This is a genomic window from Lactobacillus acidophilus (assembly GCF_034298135.1).
Classification (GTDB): Bacteria; Bacillota; Bacilli; order Lactobacillales; family Lactobacillaceae; genus Lactobacillus; species Lactobacillus acidophilus.
In genome coordinates this window covers 954706-972403 of the sequence record NZ_CP139575.1, presented here as the reverse complement: position 1 = coordinate 972403, position 17698 = coordinate 954706, and the positions used below count along the sequence as shown (strand labels likewise).

The following is a 17698-nucleotide window of genomic DNA, read 5'->3' as shown; positions in this document are numbered from 1 at the left end:
AATTTTGATAAGTGATTTTTTTATCGATGGCTTTTAGGCATTGCCGTTTTACGCTGAGCAAAAAGTTCACCGATTACTTTAAAGAAACCATAGATAATTAACAAGACACCAATAATAATAATTGATTGCCTATTAAAGGCTCTAGGATTAACAATAATAATAATGCCAAGTGCAAAGGCAAGTATTGCTTCAATTGCCACAATAATAATTCTAAGTAGTCCAGGTACTCTATGCAAAATTAATCGTCTTAGCCGTACATAGGAATAAATAATTAAAAATATTCCTAAAAAATAATGAGCAAGAAAGATTAATAAACGATTATTAGAGATTAAGGCTACAGAAAGAGCAAAAACAATTAAATAAGAAATAATAAAGAAATTTTTCTGTTTGTCTTTTAAAATTGTCTTAGCAGTATCCAATATTTGATGAACACTAAAGCCAATACCAGTGAAAGCTACTAATGCGCCAAAAGCTCTTAATGCGTACTGTGGTAGGGTTAAACTAATAATTCCGAGTATAACCATAATCCAGCCGACAATTGTATCAGTCGAAAATAATATTTGTGTTAAGTGTCGACTTTTGATCATCTGCCAGATTGATGAAAATAATGAGCCGAAAACAAAACGAGTTCTACGTGATGAAGTAGTTAATGATAACAAAATAGCACCAAAACCACCGAAACCGTTATTATCTAACTCATTAATCTTAGTTGCACCTCCTGCACCTAATGATGAGAATAAATCATTAGTCAGTGATTCACGTTCGTCTAATGTGGCATTACCAATCCATTGATTGATTAATTGGTTATATACTTTAGATTGCGGATTACGATGACGTTTAGTTTCAAATTTTGAACCATTAATTTGCCAACTGAAAGCATCATGCTGGCTTAAATTTTTTCTAGTACTGGTAACAATTGTAGGAGAAATACCTGCCGGTTCAAACAAACGTCCAATAACACTAAAGTCAGGTACAAAACGCCTTAAAGTATTTTGAAGAAACTTTAAAGGAAGCTGTGCTCCGACTTCTTCTGCCAGTCCTGGCGAATCAAATGTATAAATCCGTTTAATTCTTTTACGTAATTTGGGCTCAATATTAATTGCTGCATATTCAGCTAGGTTTCCACCTTTAGAGTGTCCACCTAAGTAGTAATCATTATTGTCAGCTTTTAAAATTCTTTCAAGTAGTTTTACAGCTTGTTTTTGTGCACCGGTTACTTTAAAACTGATTTCGAAGTCTTCTTTCCACCCGATAAGTGAATCATCTGTACCTCGAAAAGCGATGAAATTTGTTCCATCAGTTAATTCAATTTTAATTGCACTAAATTGTGTATGTTCGGTCAAAGTACTAACAAAATATGATAGCTGAGCTTTTTTAAATCGATTAGCTTCAGCCATCAACTTAAAAAGTTGTTGATATTGCATACTATCCTGACGAGGATAATTATCTGCAAAATATTTTTTAGCAGCTGCGTCTAAAGTAATTGTTGTTCCGTCACTATTAACAATATCGGTTAACTCTAAATAGGAAAAAATAGATAAAACAAGTGCATCGATATCGTTAAAAGGAGACGTGCTAAAATCAATATCGCCACGCCATTTAATATATGTAAGAATATTATTGTCTGGATACATGTTTTACCTTCTTCATTGAAAACTTTTAATTCCCTGTTCAATTTTAACTTAACTAATTATAGATAGCGTAACAAAAAAGTCCTTTTGAATAAAATTTCAAAAGAACTTTAACATTTTGCAATAACAATCGTTATTTATATGCTATAATTAAACAGGTAGAAGGGGATTCTACTACCTGTTGCGGGTCATAATTAGGACTTATAGAAACTTTAAAGACCCATAGCTAGTATATCAGTATTTTAAAAATAATGGTATACCAAATGACAATATCTTCGTAGAAAAATATGCATTTATTATAATATAGCAAATGCATATTTTTTTGGAAACGGAGGAATTGTGTAATGTTAAATGATGGCGTTTATTTGGCACAAGCTAGAGGTATGGCTGGTTTTGTTCATGCAAAGTTAACTGTTAAAGATAATAAAATTGTGGGTGTAGATCTAGATTTAACAACAGAAACTCCTGAAAATAAGCCAAAAGTTGAGCAACAACTAAAAAAGGAAATTTTAACTAGACAATCTGCTGATATTGATGCAGTGAGTGGTGCTACATTTACTTCTAATGGAGTTAAAGAAGCAGTACAACAGACATTAAAACAAGCAGAAAAATAGAAAGAGGATTTTTTTGCAAGTCACTACATATTTTGTTATTGCCGCTGTTATTTTAGCAATTATAATTATTTTTCGTTCTGAACGAAAATTTGAATTTTTAAAAGCTGCAATTTTATTTATAATTCAAGTATTTTTTAGTACGATTAATTTTTTAATATTTTTTGTAATTGCTTTTCTTTTGATGCATGATAGAGATTCAGTTAGTTTAGGAAACTTGTTTTTACTTTTAGCTATGTTTGTTGTCTTCTCAGGTATTTTTGTTTATTGGGGAATGAGATTGGCAGCACATGTATTTAAATTTTCAACTACCACACTTACATTGATTGAATATTATATTCAGTGGAGTTTAATCTATGTTACTGTTTATCAAGCAATTTTTAGTAACGTTAAAAAAATTAGTTCAATTGCTCATTTTATTAGAGTAGGAAATTTTTTAGATCCTAATTTAGCAATAGTCCTTATATTACCTTCATTTATTTCTGCATGGATTGCTGTGATTTTATACAAAAAACATATAAAAGCGATTTAGTTTATTGATATTAATGTTAAAATACTAATATTAATAGATAGTTTGGAGGAATATGAATGAAAAAATCTATTAAGGGAATAGTTATTGCCGGTGCGGTACTTACTAGTTTATTTACTGTTGGTGCTCAAGCGCAACATGTAAATGCTAAAAGTTATAGTAAGGCTGTAACTAAGATTGCTGGTACAAAGAATTATCCTATTTACCATAAGGTTACTAAGAATGGACCAAGCGGCAAGTTTACATCAACTAGTTACTTTAAGTACGGTCAAATTCAATCTAAGCAATATGTTTCAACTAAGAAAGGGAATTTTTGGAATATTATTGTTGATGGTCGACCAGTCGGTTGGGTAAGTGAAAACTGCTTTGCAAGAAACACTATTTCTGTTGCTAATGATGTTTCTTTAGTAAAGAATTCTGATTATCCATTTAATACTAGAGATGCAATCAATTATGCAACAGACAGTCATGGAACCGCTATTGATCCAGATCGTGTTCAAGTATCTCAAGCATCTGTAAGTACTAAGGCAACTACAGTTAATTATAGTTATGGTAAAGCCAAGGCATCAGTAAATATTGATGTTAGATCAGGTAATGATGAAATGGGAGAAGCAAATGTAACTCCTAAGTCAGGTTTCAAGACAACGACCACTTGGAATGGTGGTTCAAAAGGTTCATCAAGAAATTGGAATGCAGCACACCACTATACTTCGGAAACTACAAGTAATACTTTTAAGAGTAATGGCTTGACTCTTAGAACTCGTTTATTCCAACCACGTTTTGTTAGTTTAGGCTATGGTCAGTCTGCTGATAAAATGGGTCAAGTTGGTGTGATTCCGGAAGGTATGACTGTTAATGGTGGGATTTTTGCTACATCCATGTTTACCAGTAGTAGTGATCAACATGGACATATTGTTTCATATAATTTGAACACAATTAAGAGCAAATACGCAGTTCAAAATTTAACTACTATGAATTGGTCAACCTTTAAGTCATATGCAAATAATATTAAGGTTAGTCCATATATCAAGTTAGGACATGGACAATCACTAGGTTCATCATCAGATTACATTTATGTAATGGCTAATGATAATAACTACAACAATGGTCCTCGTTCTGAAGAAATTATCCAAATTCGTAAGAGTGATATGAAGATCAATAAAATTTGGACATTCAGAATTGCTGAAAATCGTTACATCCATAATGCAACTTTTGTAGGTGATAACACCATGTATGCTTTATTCCATAATGGTGGTCATAATCACTATGAATACTGGAAGCTGACTAGAAACGGCGATAGCTGGAAGGCAACCGAAGTTGGTGCCACTGCAGGTAGCTTTGTTTCTAACTCTCCAGTACAAGGTTTTGCATATGGTAATGGTAGTTTCTTTATTGGTTTTAACGATAATATCTTTAAGGTAAGTGAAAATGGTGCAGCTCAAAAGCATTACCGTTTCAATACCGGAAGAGAAATAGAAGGTCTTTCAGCAAATGGTTCTGACTTATATGTTCAATTTGCTCAACGTGCAGAATTAACTCAAGGTCGCTTTTAATAATTAATAAATAAACTAAAATACCAATTCCGATACATTTCGAAATTGGTATTTTTTATACAAAACTATTATTTTCTTTTGAGAATCTCATCCATCTTGTCGAAGAATAATTGCTTGTTAGCTTTAGTTACAAGGGTAACTTCTCGTCCATTGGGATCACGGACAAAGCTACCCGCACTAAGACCATCCGTAATTACTCTAGCATGGGCTTGTTCAGTTTCAACTACTTCAGGATAAAGAGCACTGATAGTGGTTAACACATCCCATAAGTATAATTCAGCTGATGGAATAGAAACGATCATACTGTATCCTTGTCCCACTAGATCTATAGCAGGATATCTGCGCAAACTTGCCCAGTGTTGTCTTAGCTCATCATTTAAAGGTAATTCTTCAGTACTTTCTAAGCCCACCATTTGAATTTTGATATTTGAATCAAATACGCGCTTTATAGCATATGGATCCCAGAAGGCATTCCATTCTTGACAACCATCAGCGTTAACAATGGCTACATTACCATGACCATCAAGAGATCCACCCATCCAATAGAGCATATCAATGTTTTTTTCAATATCAGGATCTGTGTCAAGTGCACGAGCTAAGTCGGTTAAAGGACCAGTCATAACTAAAGTAACAGGTTCTTTTGATTCTTTGATTTTTTCAACCATATCAAGGTGGGCAGGTAGCTCTGCTTGTTTAGTATCGATATGTCCTTTTTCATTTAACATTGGTAAATAGTTAAATGAATAGGTTGCCATACGCCATTCATGTGGAAATTGGTTAACTGCTCTTGAATTTGAACGAGCTACAGTTAATTCATCACTGCGTAAGTTAAATAAGTCGGTCATTTTGCGACAAGCTTCGACTGAAGGATCGATATAGCCGTCTGCATCAATTGCACCAACACCCAATAGTTTAATATCTGGTGCTTGCAAAAGTAATAGGTATGATACTAAATCGTCAATGTTACCATCGTGGTTGAAATAAATATTTTTCATATATTGTGTACCTTTCTAACTATGTATCTTTATTTTAGCAAGAGATTAGGAAAAATGATCATTTAAATAGTTCTTTTTTTGATAGTCATTGGGTATTATCTGATATTTTTGCTTAAATTTTGAATAAAATGAATTCTGATTGTGGATGCCAACTAGGTTACAAATGTCGGAAATGGAGTAATCACTTGAAGATAAAAGATATTGTGCTTATTCTAATCTCTTTTTAGTACGTAATTGAACAAAGGTGTAACCAGTTAATTGTTTGATTAGATTTAACAAACTAGGTATGTTTGATTACGAAAAGACTGAAAAGTTCTTCGACTTTGAAGATATTAATGAAGCTAACCAAGCTTCTGTATCAGGCAAGATTATTAAACCAGTTTTGATTATTGATAAGGATTATCAACCTAGTGAATAAAGATAAGGATTAGTAATAAATATTCGCTAAAAGGCCCTTAGATGGAACTTTTTTAATACAATAAAGGCATGAAGATTAATATAGAAAATCTCATTTTTGAGGTAAAATGTGGGAAGATAAAGACAAGGTCCAAAGGATTAAATCTGATGGCTAAATGAATAGCGAAAATATTTAATGTTATATCTCATTTAACATTTAAACTAAGGAAAATATTGAAAAATGAAAATTGGTGAAGCTTTAAAAAAAGAAAGAAAAAGTCATTTTTTATTACAAAAAGATATGGTTAAAGACTTAAATATTTCTAAATCACATTATTCTCAGATAGAAAGTGGGAAACATCGTGTATATACAGACGATTTACTGAAAATGCTGATTAGTAATGATATTGATTATCGAACCTTTTTTGATGAAGTAGTTACGAGTTATGGCTTTGATGAAATTAGAAGTAGATTGGAAACGGCTTTGACAAAAGCCTTTTATGAGAGGAATTTGGATAATGCCGTTAAAATTAAAAAAGAAATAATGATGTCCAACCAAGTATCAGTTGAATTAAAGTATCATGCATTTTTAGTGGTAGCTGAAATAAGCAATACTCAAATTTCAGATTCTATTAAAAAAGAAATACAAAATTTTTTGTTTAAAGATGATAATTGGACTGAACACCGTGATGCGCTAAGATTATTTGGAAATGCAATGAAATATTTTGATCCAGAGGCTAGAAGTGTGCTAATGAATTCTGTTCTAAAAAAATACAAAAATATAAATACATTTTCAAAAGTAACCCAAATTAGAATTTTAACGATTTATATAAATTATTTGTTCAATTATAAAGGAAGAATAGATAAAACTATAAAAGATATAATTCAAGAGATTAAATTAGTGGATCCCCAACCGCAATATTTAATTTATAAGCTATTAGGAACATATTTTGAATTAAAATATCAGGGGGATGAATCAAGTGCAGAGTTGATAAAAACGACTCTATCACTAGCAGGATACAATAAAATTGTAAAACAACTATAAAAAAGTTTCCTACAGAAAACTAATATAACTTTTTCCTAAAATCAATGTAAAGTATGTGTTGAAAGGAGAAATAATATGTTACTTGAAACTTTAACAGTTATCTTTAAATTGTTGTCCAACTAATGTGTGGTTATTCATGAAAGAAAAAGTTATGAAAAGTAAGAAGTTGTTAAAAGCAAGTTTAGCTTTAAGTTTAGTTTTTGGTAGTATTGTTCCAACAGTTGTTTCAGCATCGGACTTTGATACAAATGATACTAACAATATCAGTACAAAAAGTCAGAATGAGGAAATATCTCAAGATGTGGTAGAAAAAGCTGATCACTTTGTTGAGGTGCAGAATAATCAATTTGTATTGAGTAAAGATGCTGAGAATAAATTTGATGATTCTGAAATTTATTCAATTAAGAAATTGATTTCAGAATCCAATACACAGGTTAGACATGATCATTCGCAAATCGATACGAGTGATAAATCGTTTGAAGTAAATAGTGGGGATGCGAGTCCTTTTGTATCCTTTGCAAGTACGCGTAAAGAGTATACATATAAACATTTTTGGTGGGGAACAAGGTTTTATTTCAGAAGTAATGCAGCGTAAGAGAACTTAGGTCTTCAGCTAAGACTATGTCCGCTTTTGGATTGGGTGCTGGAGGAGCTGCAGTAGTCGCAGGTCCATATGCTGCAATTCCTGGCATGCTTTTAGGATTTGCGGCATATACTTATAATAATATGGCGGATTATCTTCATAATTATAATGAAACACATAAGCATCATCAAATTTACATGGATGTAAATTTGACGGCTAGTTATAAGTGTCATATTTTAAAATAGGAAAGTCACTATGCTAAACAATATTGTTTTAACGATAACTTTTATCATGATTGTCATTGCTATTATTGCTATAGTTATTAAAAAAAATTATTTCGTATCTGGTTTAGCGTCTTTGATAATTAGTATAGTTTTTACTTTAGACTTCTTTTTATTAAGGACTGAATTCTCAATAAATCTTATTTCAATTCCTGTACTTCTAGCAATGATTGGTATATTCTTTATTTTAAAGAGCCAATTAAAATGATAAAAAATATGATGTCAAGCCATCCTAAGGCAATAAAAAAGGGTAAAAATGACGGTCAAACAATTCAAGTTCAGAATTAGGATTGATCGTCTGTTTTGTATTTAAGAATTAGTTTTTTCTCAGGTACTTTAGTACAATGAAGTTATGAAAATTAATGATTTAAAAGAAGCTTTTGCAGAAAAAGCAAATGCGGATAACGCACAGCATATGGCTAAATATATGCGCAATCAATTTGTTTTTTATGGTCTCAAAACACCTGAAAGAAAAAATATCTACCACCAATTTTTAAAAGAGGAAAAGAAGAAAAAGCAGATTGATTAGGATCTGCTTGATCAGGCATGGAATGATGAACATCGTGAGATGCAATATTTTGTCTATGATTATCTGTTGGCGATGAAGAAATATGTGTCCTATGATTATCTGTTGGCGATGAAGAAATATGTGTCCTATGATGATCTGTTTAGAATAGAACATTATGTTCGAACTAAGCAGTGGTGGGATACGATTGACAGTCTGGTGAAGATCTATGGCTATGTAGGACTAAAGGATAAAAGAGTAGACCAACTAATGCTTAAGTGGTCAAAAGACCCTGATAAGTGGGTAAGGCGTGTAGCAATTGAACACCAATTGCTTAGGAAAGATAAAATGGATGAAATATTGCTTAGTAAAATTATTGAAAATAATTTGGATAGTAATGAATTCTTTATCAATAAAGCGATCGGCTGGGCTTTGAGAGATTATTCAAAAACTAACCCTAACTGGGTGAATGATTTTATTACAAGATATTATGATCATTTGAGTAAGTTAAGTATTACAGAAGGCAGTAAGTATATTTAGGATGCAAAAAATAAACGATCTTCAAAGTGATCGTTTATTTTTACTTTACATAATTTTATTTAAGCATGCTTATTATTAAGTCTACTTAAAAAGAATGAAACAATAATTACTAAAATAACTGCGCCTAGAATAGATGGAACAATTGCCATTCCAGCTACTTGAGGACCCCAATTACCAAGTAATGCTTCACCAAGTGATGAACCAATAAGACCAGCTAAGATATTAGCGATCCAACCCATGGATTTACCTTTACCAGTTATTGCGCCAGCGATCAAACCAATCACGCCACCGACAATTAATACCCATAGCCAATGTAACATTTTAGGTCACCTCAGTCCTTATCTTGTAAATCTTTTTTAACTTTATCAGCTTTGTCTTTGAGTTTACCTTTAGCTTGTTGTGCCTTACCTTCTGCTTCACGTAACTTATCGTCGGTAAGTTTGCCTTCAACTTCTTTGACTTTGCCGATAACTTTGTCTTTGAGACTACTATTTTCTTTAGTCATAATGCGTTCATTCCTTTCTATACAAATTATTGATTGACAAGTATATTTTACCCGCTCCGTGACATGTTGTCACGAAAATGAACATAAATTAAGAAATAGTTTATAAATTAAGTCATTTGATCATATAATAATTTATTTTTTATGATTAACCTACTTTTTAAACAAAAAAGAGTCAAGATACATTCTGACTCTGCTTATACATATCTATATCGAGTAAATTAACCTAGATTTTTACCATTTGATTCGATAACATTCTTATACCAGAAGAATGAATCTTTTCGTGAACGATCGAGTGTACCTTCGCCGGCATCGTTTTTGTCAACGTAGATAAAGCCGTAACGCTTATCCATTTGACCAGTACCAGCAGAGACTAGATCAATGCATCCCCATGGAAGATAACCCATCAAGTCAACACCATCAAGTTCAACAGCTTTTTCCATTTCTGAAATATGACTTCTCAAATAATCAATTCTATAATCATCGTGAATTGAACCATCTGCTTCAACCTTGTCATAAGCTCCAAGACCATTTTCTACGATGAATAATGGCTTGTGGTAACGATCTTGTAATTGGTTTAAAGCAATTCTGAGACCTTCAGGGTCAATTTCCCAACCCCAATCACTGCGCTTTAAAGTAGGATTTTTAGCAATTGCCTTAGCTAAATCAGTTAAATCATCCGGCATAACTTTTTTGCTTGATACAGTAGTAGATTGATAATATGAAAAGCCTACGTAATCAACAGTGCCTTCCTTTAATACGATTCTATCTTCGTCGGTGATGTCTGGACGGTAGCCATTTCTTTCAATGTAAGCTTCTACAGCATTTGGATATTCACCAAAGACATGAACATCTGAGAACCAATCACGGCGTTGTTCCCACTTATCTGCTAAGAGTACATCATCACTAGATGGAGTAAGTGGGCGAACAGGTGAGTAGTTAATCATACAACCAATTTGAAAATCAGGATTAATTTTATGACCAATCTTAACTGCTAAAGCAGAAGCAACTAATTCATAGTGGCCAGCTTGGTACATTGCAGCTTCTTTATCTTTATCAGTCATACCATCTTTAAATAAAATGCCTGAATTAGTAGCCATTAAGAAATCATCGTTAAATGCAGATTGATTATCTATTTCGTTAAAGGTCATCCAATATTTAACCTTGTTCTTATAACGCTTGAAGCAAACTTCTGCAAAACGAACAAAGAAATCAATTACTTTACGATTGGTAAAACCACTATAATTTTTAGCTAAATTAAATGGTATTTCAAAGTGGGAAAGGGTAATGACTGGTTCAATACCGTATTCATGACAAGTATCAAATAAGTCATCGTAAAATTTTAAGCCTTCTTCATTTGGTTCAGTTTCATCACCGTTAGGGAAGATTCTAGTCCATGCAATAGAAGTTCTAAATGCTTTAAAGCCCATTTCAGCCATTAATTTAATGTCTTCTTTATAATGATGATAAAAGTCAATAGCTGAATGATTAGGATAGTTTTTACCAGGTAACACACCGTCGGTGATTTCACGTGGCTTAGTAGCAGATCCTACTGTCATAACATCGGCAACGGAAGTACCTTTTCCGCCTTCTTTCCAAGCACCTTCAAGTTGGTGAGCAGCAACAGCACCGCCCCATAAAAAATTATTTGGCATTTTTGCTGAATACATTAAGTATAAGTCCTTTCTTTTTATATTATTGAAAACGTTTGCATAAGCAATTGTGACATAGTGCTATATTAATATCAAGTATTAATTAGCCACCATTTACAGTTAACGCGCCACGATCATATCTATTGCGTGATTCAGATAATTCAAATGGTCGTCCGTCTTCTAAATAAGCTTTTTGCTGAACACATAAAACTGGATCATCTTGTTTGCAATCTAAATATTTCATATCATAAGCATCAGATTTTTCAGCAGTAATTATCCGATCATCTTTGCCGAGTTTTAATCCCAATTCGTTTTGAATATATGAATAAACTGATTTATGCAAAATTTCTAAAGTAATACCTGGAACACGTTTAACTGGCATAATTGTGTATTCCAATTTAGCCGGTTTTTCATTTAAAATACGCTGCCTAATAATGTCGTAAACTTCATCATTTTTTCCTAAATTCAATGCTTTGCGTTCTTCAACACTAGGCTTACGAATATTGAAAGCAATAACATGACTAATTAATTTGAAGGCACTATTAATATGACGAGTAAACCCTTCGTGCTCGTTTACACCTGAATTAAGAAAAATATCTGGAATCGATTTGTTGGTAACAAAAGTACCATGTCCTTTAACAGTTTTGATTAATTTCTTATTTTGGAGAATTTTTAAAGCATGAACTATAGTTACACGACTAGTTTGATATTTTTCTGCTAATTCAAATTGTTCTGGCAGTTGTTGGATGTATTTCTTTTCAATAATATCTTTTTCTATATCATTGGCGATTTCTTGATAACGACTCAAAATATCGCCTCCTTTCTATTGTAAAGAAAAATATTACATATATATTCTAACAGCTTTTTTTAGCTGAAGTGAAAGCGGTTGCTGAAAAGTGTTATAATTCAAATTGATGCAGCCGTATGTAAACACTTTATATTTACATATGAATTATATGTATTTGAAAATGCTTACAAAAGAGTGCATAATATTGTCTGTAAGAAACAAAAGTATATATTTTATACTCGTGAGTTATTATATAAGCGCTATAAAAAATATGGCGTATGTATAATTTTTTGTTTACAAGTCAATGAAAGCGTTTTATAATAATTGGTGTAGATCAATTATTATAAAACGTAAGTAATCAGGAGGAATTGAATTATGGCTGAACAAACTATTATGTTAAATTGTAGTGCTGGTATGAGTACTTCACTTTTAGTAACTAAGATGCAAGCTGCTGCTCAAGAAGAAGGTATTGACGCTGAAATTTTTGCTTGTCCTGCTTCAGAAGCTGATGACAAAATGGCACAAAAACAAATTGACTGTGTTCTTCTTGGACCTCAAGTAAGTTACATGAGAGGTGAATTTGAAAATAAGGTTAAGGGCAAGGGCAAAGACGGCAAGGATATTCCATTAGATGTCATTAACATGCAAGACTACGGCATGATGAATGGAAAGAATGTTTTGGCTCAAGCTGAAAAGTTAATTAAGGGCTAATATTAAAAAAGGAGAGACTGATTATATGGCAGAAGAAAAACAAACTCCAGAACAAAAGGACCAAGAAACCTTGATGGCTGCTATGGGCTTAATTGCAAATGGTGGAAATGCAAAAAGTTTAGCTTTTGAAGCAATTCGTCTTGCAAAGACTGGTGATATCGAAGGCGCACGTGAAAAGTTAAAGGAAAGTGATAAGTCACTTCTTGAGGCACACAATTCACAGACAAGTATGCTTACTCAAGAAGCACAAGGTGATCATATGCACGTGACCTTATTGGTAGTACACTCACAAGATCACTTGATGAATGCTATTACCTTTAGAGATTTGGCTGGAGAAATGGTGGATCTTTACGAAAAGCTATATAATTCTGGCGCTCTTAAAAAAGAAGATAAGTAATCGCTAATTAAAAATAGCCCCTGTAACCAGCAGGGGTTATTTTTTTGGTCTAATAAATGATAAACTATGATTAATTAAAATATAAGTTTTGTTTGAGGAAACTGATTGAATGAATAAAGAAAATTTAGAAAAAGAGAAAGAACAAATTGCTAAAATAAAACATAAAGATAGCATCAAATATATGTATTTTAGTCGCTACTTAATGATTAGGTATATTGTAACTATTTTTTTCTTTATAAATTTGATGTGGTTAATTGTAAGTGTATCTTATGCTAGTGTGCTAGCAATTATTTTTTCTTTAATTATGGGGGGTTATGCTACTGTAGCAAGTATTGAACAGTTATCCAAAATGCATAATAGAAAAAAAGATATTCCTATAACCCGCGTATACGTTGGTATTCAGGCTTTAGTAAATATAATATTGGTCGTACTAATGTTTACACCAATAAGAAGATCTATTTTTCCATTTATCATTAATAATAGTATTTTGTATTTTATGTTTGGATTTTTGTTAATTGGAATTTTGCTTTGTGTATTATGTGAATATAGAATTCGACAGATACTTGAAGATAAATATTATAAAGTAATTAAGACGTTTGAGAAATATCAACAGTAATTTTATTTATACTTATTGATGACTGTTAAACCTTAATGTATCAAGAAATAATCATATATTTTTTATAGCAATATAGCATCTGTATATGAAAAGCGCTTACATCAGAAAAGATTTTACTATAATAAAATTGCCCAGATTTAATAACTTGTTTCAGATGCATTGGGGGAAAGAAAAATGGCTCAATTCAGTTTGTCACTATTCTTACCAAGACTAAAATAGTTGCGGGCGGTTATGAAGCATCTACTAGCGGTATTACTAGAATTGCTTCAGTAGGTATTTTTACCGGTTTAGTAATTGCTTGGTTAACTGTTCAAATATATCGTTATACTGTTAAGCATAACTGGAGAATTAAGATGCCTGCATCAGTTCCATCTGGTGTTTCTAATTCATTTAGTGCCTTAATTCCTGGTTTCTGTATTGCGTTAGTAGTTGCTATAATTGAATTGATTTTGGTAACTTTAGGAACTGATATTTTTAAGGTCCTTTACATTCCATTTTCATTCATTAGTAATATTGCTGATACTTGGTGGGGATTCCTAATCATTATCTTCTTGATCCACTTGTTATGGTGGTTTGGTATCCATGGTGCAACAATCATGAGTTCATTTTATACTCCTATTGTTTTGGCTAACATGGCTGCTAACGTAAAAGGGGCTACACACTTCTTTGCTGGTGACCCAATGAATGCTTTCGTAATTATCGGTGGCTCAGGTGCTACTTTAGGTATGGCTATTTGGTTAGCCTTTGGTTCACGTTCAGCCCAATTGAAAGAAATTGGTAAAGTTGAATTAGTTCCAGCCATCTTCAACATTAATGAACCGCTTTTGTTCGGGTTGCCAATTGTTTATAATATCAATTTATTAATTCCATTCATTTGTGCGCCACTTGCTTCAGGCATTGTAGGCTATGTCGCTGTATCGACTCATCTTGTACCTAAGATTATTGTTCAGCAACCATGGCCAACACCAGTTGGTTTGAGTGGTTATCTTGCTACTGTAAGTTGGCAAGGGGCAGTACTTTCTGTAGTTTGTGCGATTGTTGCTTTCTTGATTTGGTTTCCTTTCATTAAGCATTACGATAATGTTCTTCTTAAAAAGGAACAAGCAGGAGCTGCTAAGAACTAAGAGAGAAAATATTGTTAATTATTAAACTTTGACACTTATCTTTGAACTAGAAAAAGCCGTAACTCGATTGAGTTACGGCTTTTATATGCTGAGAGGGTGATTCTAAGCAGCCATATTTGCATAAACATTGTCAGCCATACGTTTTAGTTCTTTATTAGCTCCCATTTTCAGTTGCCAATTGTAAAACATGGTTTGTAGCTTACTATGTTGTTGACGTTCAAAATGAAGCATTTCTTCACTAAAGGTAATTTTAACGCCTTCATCATTATCTTCAGTTAAATACTTGATAATGATATCAAATCTATTAGAAGTAAAGTGCGCAGCATAAACTTTGCCACGTTCATATTCAGTAATTTTAACTTTGGCACCTGATTGTTCATACTCCGTACCAGATTTTAAAACAACCGGCATATCATTATTACGAGCTTTTTTAATACTTTCAATTAATTGACGATCGAGATAATCAAAAAAGTCGTTTGCTTTAAAATTGTATTGTTTAGAAATAGTAATCAATAAAAATCCTTCTCTCTATATCACCATATATATTAATCTTATCTTTTTATGAAAAAAGAGTCTAACTTTTTTGCTAGGCTCTTTATGGCTAATCTAAATCTTCACCATTAGAATCTATAACTTTCTTGTACCAATAAAATGAATCCTTAGGATAACGTTTAAGTGTTCCATTACCACGATCGTCTCGATCTACATAGACAAAACCGTAGCGTTTCTTCATTTCACCTGTACCATTTGAAACAAGATCGATTGCAGACCAGGTAGTATAACCCATTAAATCAACACCATCAAGAGTTACAGCATCACGCATTGATTTAATTTGGCTACGTAAGTAGTTAATACGATAATCATCATGTACTGAACCATCTTTTTCAAGAGTATCTGCAGAGCCTAAACCATTTTCAACTACCCATAAAGGTTTATGATAGCGGTCCCATAAATCGTTTAGAGCGATTCTCAATACATCCGGGTCAGTTGCCCATCCCCATGCATTACTCTCAAGATATGGGTTTTTAACACCACCAGCAGTAACATTACCAGAAGCTTTAGCATCAGCCTCATGAGTAGTTAAAACATTTGAAGTATAGCATGAAAAACTCAAGAAATCAGCGGGATATTTGGCAATTAATTCATAATCTTCTGGGTTATCGTTCAATTTAATACCATCTCGTTCATACTTCTTGAGGCGATAGTCAGGATAACGTCCACCAGTTTGAACGTCGCTATAGAAGAGCATGTCTTGTTTAACTTCCATAACTTTAAGCTGATCTTTAGGATCACAAGTATATGGATAGTAAGCTGAGTAAGCAAGCATTTGACCTACACGATTATTAGTGTCAATTTCATGAGCTAATTTTACTACTTTAGCACTAGCAACAAATTGATTATGTGCACCTTGAGCACGATTTTGTTCACTACCATCAATTAGGCCACCACCCATGTATGGTGCCATATCCATAGCATTGATTTCGTTAAAAGTAAGCCAATATCTAACCTTACCTTTATAATGGTTCATAACGATATCAGCGTAGTGAACAAATGCATCAATCAAATGACGATCTTTCCAGCCGCCAAAGCGGGTAATTAATGAGAGGGGAGTTTCATAGTGAGATAAAGTGACTAATGGTTCAATACCGTACTTAGCACATTCGTCAAATACTTTATCGTAAAATTCTAAGCCTTCTTCGTTGGCTTTCTTGTCATCACCATTTGGTAAAATTCTTGACCAATTCATTGATAATCTGAAGACATCAAAACCCATTTCAGACATTAATTTAATGTCTTCTTTGTAGTGGTGATAAAAGTCTGTTCCTTGATGACTTGGATAATAATAACCATCTAGGAGAGTAGGGACTGCACCATCTGGAAGTTTGAAATCTTGTCCCCATACTAATGGTGTAGCCCCTGTTTCACCATTTGACTTTTTCCAGGTTACTTTGCGTGGTTCGGTTGCAGAACCATTTGTTAAAACATCAACAGCGTTTAAGCCTTTTCCGCCTTCGTTATATCCGCCTTCATATTGATTAGCAGCGGTAGCACCGCCCCAAGTAAATTTATTAGTGAATGACATAAGTTACCTCTAAAATCTATTATTATCTAGTAATACGTAGTCACGTGTATCATAGCGATTGCGACTAGTTGAATATTCGATTGGTTGTCCATTGGTTAACCAAATAATCTGTTCAAGTTCAAGCATAGGATCGTCTTTTTTTGCGTTTAAATACTTTAAGTCGTATTTGTTAGGTTTGGCTGCACGAATTTTGCGATAAGCATGTCCAAACTTTAGATGCAACTTTTGATGAATATAATCATAAATTGAATTATGAAGGATCTCTTCATCTAATTCTGGTACCAATTTAATAGGCATATAGGTATGCTCAATAATAAATGGCTCATTGTTATAAAGTCTTAAACGAACAATATTATAAACGGGTTCATTTCTTTGAATAGAAAGATTTTTTTGCATTTGCTCATCAGGAAATTCGACAGAGAAGTGAAGTACTTTGCTTTCAACATGACTTTTGCCTAATGATTTTCTTAGACCTGTAAAAGCATTTGCTGGAGTATCCGTATCGGACTTTATAGGAATGTTTCCAGTTACAAAGGTACCTAAACCTGATTGCTTATATACTAAGCCTTGTCTTTCTAGACCATCAAAAGCTTTTTTAACGGTTAATCTACTAACATCGAATTCTTTGGCAAAGGCCTCTTGATCGGGAAGGGGCTCTTGCGTACTATATACATCGTTTTGGATTCTTTTTTTTATTTCTTCTGCGACTTCTAAATATTTTGCCTTTGCCATTTATATCATCTGATTTCTATTTTTAAATTTAAATATTATAGTGTTTTATATATATTTTATAGCAAAACTCTATACTTTACTAAAAAAGAGATGTCATTTTACTATTTTTTGTAGCTCAATAACATCTCTTTTTTATATTACTTAAAAGTTAGCTATACCATTTTCAATGGCAATTTCACAATCGTTATCGATCGGGATTCTTAAAATCATTTGTCCGTCGACTTCAATTCCCTTAGGAAGTTGAATAACTCCGGGAAAATGATATCCGTGATGGGCTTTAGTCTCATCATCTAAGTAAACAGAAACTTGTCCATCAGCTGCAACACCAATTTTGTAGTGATGATTATCTCGATCAAATTCTTTTACAATTTTAACTTCGTCTGACATTTTTTTGACCTTTAATAGTATAAGAGAAAATTAATAGC

20 protein-coding genes and 3 pseudogenes are annotated in these 17698 nt (G+C 32.8%); 12 read left to right on the top strand and 11 right to left on the bottom strand.

Annotated elements, in window-relative coordinates; translation table 11 throughout:
• Positions 1 to 20: 20 nt before the first annotated feature.
• Positions 21 to 1634, bottom strand: coding sequence for an Mbeg1-like protein (locus SO785_RS04370; RefSeq protein WP_003546894.1), 1614 nt, complete (start codon positions 1632 to 1634; stop codon positions 21 to 23).
• Between the two features lie 341 nt (positions 1635 to 1975).
• On the opposite strand from SO785_RS04370, the gene SO785_RS04365 reads away from it, so the two are divergent.
• From SO785_RS04365 to SO785_RS04355, 3 genes are read left to right on the top strand one after another with little or no spacing between them, the layout of a single operon-like run.
• A complete protein-coding gene (locus SO785_RS04365; RefSeq protein ID WP_003546896.1) occupies positions 1976 to 2245 on the top strand; it encodes an FMN-binding protein in 270 nt (89 codons plus the stop codon).
• 13 nt (positions 2246 to 2258) lie between these two features.
• Positions 2259 to 2774, top strand: a complete 516-nt coding sequence (locus SO785_RS04360) for an SA1002 family membrane protein (RefSeq protein ID WP_003546897.1) — start codon at positions 2259 to 2261, stop codon at positions 2772 to 2774.
• 56 nt (positions 2775 to 2830) lie between these two features.
• Entirely contained in the window at positions 2831 to 4324 is a 1494-nt protein-coding gene (locus SO785_RS04355) for an LBA0864 family S-layer associated protein (protein WP_021874064.1), read from the top strand.
• A 68-nt stretch (positions 4325 to 4392) separates the two neighbouring features.
• On the opposite strand, the gene SO785_RS04350 is transcribed toward SO785_RS04355, so the two are convergent.
• A complete protein-coding gene (locus SO785_RS04350) occupies positions 4393 to 5319 on the bottom strand; it encodes a nucleoside hydrolase (RefSeq protein WP_011254272.1) in 927 nt (308 codons plus the stop codon).
• Between the two features lie 45 nt (positions 5320 to 5364).
• Positions 5365 to 5466, bottom strand: a complete 102-nt coding sequence (locus SO785_RS04345; protein ID WP_229266078.1) for a hypothetical protein — start codon at positions 5464 to 5466, stop codon at positions 5365 to 5367.
• A gap of 115 nt (positions 5467 to 5581) precedes the next feature.
• Here SO785_RS04345 and SO785_RS04340 point away from each other — a divergent pair.
• The 5 genes and pseudogenes from SO785_RS04340 to SO785_RS04320 form a co-directional block, all read left to right on the top strand.
• Positions 5582 to 5737 (top strand): annotated as a pseudogene (locus SO785_RS04340) (NAD(P)-dependent alcohol dehydrogenase); the annotation flags it as partial.
• Between the two features lie 219 nt (positions 5738 to 5956).
• Complete coding sequence (locus SO785_RS04335; protein ID WP_011254274.1) at positions 5957 to 6760, top strand: helix-turn-helix domain-containing protein; 804 nt, start codon at positions 5957 to 5959, stop codon at positions 6758 to 6760.
• Positions 6761 to 6896: 136 nt separating this feature from the next.
• Positions 6897 to 7355 carry a hypothetical protein gene (locus SO785_RS04330; protein ID WP_003546908.1) on the top strand — a complete coding sequence of 153 codons (459 nt, stop codon included), beginning with the start codon at positions 6897 to 6899 and terminating at the stop codon, positions 7353 to 7355.
• Between the two features lie 26 nt (positions 7356 to 7381).
• Positions 7382 to 7588, top strand: coding sequence for a hypothetical protein (locus SO785_RS04325; protein ID WP_003546911.1), 207 nt, complete (start codon positions 7382 to 7384; stop codon positions 7586 to 7588).
• A gap of 388 nt (positions 7589 to 7976) precedes the next feature.
• A pseudogene (locus SO785_RS04320) lies at positions 7977 to 8669 on the top strand (DNA alkylation repair protein).
• Positions 8670 to 8728: 59 nt separating this feature from the next.
• Here SO785_RS04320 and SO785_RS04315 read toward each other — a convergent pair.
• The 4 genes from SO785_RS04315 to SO785_RS04300 form a co-directional block, all read right to left on the bottom strand.
• Complete coding sequence (locus tag SO785_RS04315) at positions 8729 to 8989, bottom strand: GlsB/YeaQ/YmgE family stress response membrane protein (protein WP_003546917.1); 261 nt, start codon at positions 8987 to 8989, stop codon at positions 8729 to 8731.
• Between the two features lie 11 nt (positions 8990 to 9000).
• Positions 9001 to 9174: a CsbD family protein gene (locus SO785_RS04310; RefSeq protein WP_003546918.1), complete on the bottom strand. Its 174-nt coding sequence runs from the start codon at positions 9172 to 9174 to the stop codon at positions 9001 to 9003.
• Positions 9175 to 9392: 218 nt separating this feature from the next.
• On the bottom strand, positions 9393 to 10841 hold the full coding sequence (locus tag SO785_RS04305) for a 6-phospho-beta-glucosidase (RefSeq protein WP_003546921.1): 1449 nt from the start codon (positions 10839 to 10841) through the stop codon (positions 9393 to 9395).
• A gap of 85 nt (positions 10842 to 10926) precedes the next feature.
• Positions 10927 to 11631, bottom strand: coding sequence for a GntR family transcriptional regulator (locus SO785_RS04300; protein ID WP_011254276.1), 705 nt, complete (start codon positions 11629 to 11631; stop codon positions 10927 to 10929).
• Positions 11632 to 11985: 354 nt separating this feature from the next.
• On the opposite strand from SO785_RS04300, the gene SO785_RS04295 reads away from it, so the two are divergent.
• The 4 genes and pseudogenes from SO785_RS04295 to celB form a co-directional block, all read left to right on the top strand.
• Positions 11986 to 12321 (top strand): PTS sugar transporter subunit IIB, encoded by a 336-nt coding sequence (locus SO785_RS04295; protein WP_003546926.1) that lies wholly within the window; start codon positions 11986 to 11988, stop codon positions 12319 to 12321.
• Positions 12322 to 12346: 25 nt separating this feature from the next.
• Entirely contained in the window at positions 12347 to 12718 is a 372-nt protein-coding gene (locus SO785_RS04290) for a PTS lactose/cellobiose transporter subunit IIA (RefSeq protein ID WP_003546929.1), read from the top strand.
• 109 nt (positions 12719 to 12827) lie between these two features.
• Positions 12828 to 13334: a hypothetical protein gene (locus tag SO785_RS04285; protein ID WP_011254277.1), complete on the top strand. Its 507-nt coding sequence runs from the start codon at positions 12828 to 12830 to the stop codon at positions 13332 to 13334.
• A gap of 170 nt (positions 13335 to 13504) precedes the next feature.
• Positions 13505 to 14458, top strand: a pseudogene (gene celB, locus SO785_RS04280) (PTS cellobiose transporter subunit IIC); the annotation flags it as partial.
• 102 nt (positions 14459 to 14560) lie between these two features.
• On the opposite strand, the gene SO785_RS04275 reads toward celB, so the two are convergent.
• From SO785_RS04275 to SO785_RS04260, 4 genes are all read right to left on the bottom strand, one after another.
• Positions 14561 to 14971 carry a DUF3284 domain-containing protein gene (locus tag SO785_RS04275; RefSeq protein ID WP_011254279.1) on the bottom strand — a complete coding sequence of 137 codons (411 nt, stop codon included), beginning with the start codon at positions 14969 to 14971 and terminating at the stop codon, positions 14561 to 14563.
• A gap of 88 nt (positions 14972 to 15059) precedes the next feature.
• The gene (locus SO785_RS04270; protein WP_003546937.1) at positions 15060 to 16541 is read right to left on the bottom strand and encodes a family 1 glycosylhydrolase; all 1482 of its coding nucleotides are present in this window, start codon (positions 16539 to 16541) and stop codon (positions 15060 to 15062) included.
• A gap of 9 nt (positions 16542 to 16550) precedes the next feature.
• Complete coding sequence (locus SO785_RS04265; protein ID WP_011254280.1) at positions 16551 to 17273, bottom strand: GntR family transcriptional regulator; 723 nt, start codon at positions 17271 to 17273, stop codon at positions 16551 to 16553.
• Between the two features lie 141 nt (positions 17274 to 17414).
• On the bottom strand, positions 17415 to 17660 hold the full coding sequence (locus tag SO785_RS04260; RefSeq protein ID WP_003546942.1) for a hypothetical protein: 246 nt from the start codon (positions 17658 to 17660) through the stop codon (positions 17415 to 17417).
• Between the last annotated feature and the right edge of the window lie 38 nt (positions 17661 to 17698).

Coding starts and splice junctions, on each gene's coding strand:
- SO785_RS04260 (WP_003546942.1), bottom strand. CDS start 17,660: ATGTCAGACGAAGTTAAAATTGTAAAAGAATTTGATCGAGATAATCAT.
- SO785_RS04325 (WP_003546911.1), top strand. CDS start 7,382: ATGTCCGCTTTTGGATTGGGTGCTGGAGGAGCTGCAGTAGTCGCAGGT.
- SO785_RS04295 (WP_003546926.1), top strand. CDS start 11,986: ATGGCTGAACAAACTATTATGTTAAATTGTAGTGCTGGTATGAGTACT.
- SO785_RS04310 (WP_003546918.1), bottom strand. CDS start 9,174: ATGACTAAAGAAAATAGTAGTCTCAAAGACAAAGTTATCGGCAAAGTC.
- SO785_RS04270 (WP_003546937.1), bottom strand. CDS start 16,541: ATGTCATTCACTAATAAATTTACTTGGGGCGGTGCTACCGCTGCTAAT.
- SO785_RS04350 (WP_011254272.1), bottom strand. CDS start 5,319: ATGAAAAATATTTATTTCAACCACGATGGTAACATTGACGATTTAGTA.
- SO785_RS04370 (WP_003546894.1), bottom strand. CDS start 1,634: ATGTATCCAGACAATAATATTCTTACATATATTAAATGGCGTGGCGAT.
- SO785_RS04330 (WP_003546908.1), top strand. CDS start 6,897: ATGAAAGAAAAAGTTATGAAAAGTAAGAAGTTGTTAAAAGCAAGTTTA.
- SO785_RS04315 (WP_003546917.1), bottom strand. CDS start 8,989: ATGTTACATTGGCTATGGGTATTAATTGTCGGTGGCGTGATTGGTTTG.
- SO785_RS04285 (WP_011254277.1), top strand. CDS start 12,828: ATGAATAAAGAAAATTTAGAAAAAGAGAAAGAACAAATTGCTAAAATA.
- SO785_RS04265 (WP_011254280.1), bottom strand. CDS start 17,273: ATGGCAAAGGCAAAATATTTAGAAGTCGCAGAAGAAATAAAAAAAAGA.
- SO785_RS04335 (WP_011254274.1), top strand. CDS start 5,957: ATGAAAATTGGTGAAGCTTTAAAAAAAGAAAGAAAAAGTCATTTTTTA.
- SO785_RS04290 (WP_003546929.1), top strand. CDS start 12,347: ATGGCAGAAGAAAAACAAACTCCAGAACAAAAGGACCAAGAAACCTTG.
- SO785_RS04305 (WP_003546921.1), bottom strand. CDS start 10,841: ATGTATTCAGCAAAAATGCCAAATAATTTTTTATGGGGCGGTGCTGTT.
- SO785_RS04355 (WP_021874064.1), top strand. CDS start 2,831: ATGAAAAAATCTATTAAGGGAATAGTTATTGCCGGTGCGGTACTTACT.
- SO785_RS04365 (WP_003546896.1), top strand. CDS start 1,976: ATGTTAAATGATGGCGTTTATTTGGCACAAGCTAGAGGTATGGCTGGT.